Annotated in this window: 1 protein-coding gene; it reads right to left on the reverse strand. The window is 58.9% G+C overall.

From position 1 onward, the window contains the following. Positions 1-366: 366 nt before the first annotated feature. Positions 367-522 (reverse strand): hypothetical protein, encoded by a 156-nt coding sequence (locus A37A_RS19745; protein WP_231363695.1) that lies wholly within the window; start codon positions 520-522, stop codon positions 367-369. Between the last annotated feature and the right edge of the window lie 116 nt (positions 523-638).

The following is a 638-nucleotide window of genomic DNA, read 5'->3' on the forward strand; positions in this document are numbered from 1 at the left end:
TCGATCCGCCTCGGCGTTCTCTCCGTGGAAGGCAAGCCGATCGTTCGTCTTTTGAGCAAGATTCCTCGGGAACTGAATCGGCTCCTGGAAAAACTTCGTCTGCTCCCGCACTTCGCCCAGCCGCCGGTCTGGGCAGCGATGTAGCCAGTAGCGGAAAGGCCTGTCCTTCCGCATCAAGAAGTTATGCTGCTACTCAGTAGAGTCGAGGAGTGGCGCGGTGCGACGTAGGAGAGCCATAGCGGGAGCTGCCCCTTTCGGTCTGGCAGTGCCTGAGTATCTCTCCCTATCGTCCGTTTCCACTCCCCGCTCATCAAACCGAACGTGCGGATTTCCCGCATTCGGCTTTCGGACAAGGTTGGTGCAGGATTATGCCCACGGCAGACTCTGCGTTAAGCGCCTAAGGGAGAGAAGACCCAACTTCTCCTGCAGAAACCAGTCTGGGAACTGGGTCTTTCCCTGCCCAAGGACTTTATGCTTGCGGCAGAGCCACCAGCGGAGCCGGTACCGGACGTGGTGATCCACCGCCCGGCCCATGTTTGGGGGAAGGTCTCGTAAGTCGTTGCGAGGCAGTACCCGTCATTTCAAATTGGCACTACAGGACCCATTTTTGCCCTTTGGGGCGGCGGCTCCCGGGCAGA

Origin of the sequence: Verrucomicrobium sp. 3C, assembly GCF_000379365.1 — a bacterium.
Classification (GTDB): Bacteria; Verrucomicrobiota; Verrucomicrobiia; order Methylacidiphilales; family Methylacidiphilaceae; genus Methylacidimicrobium.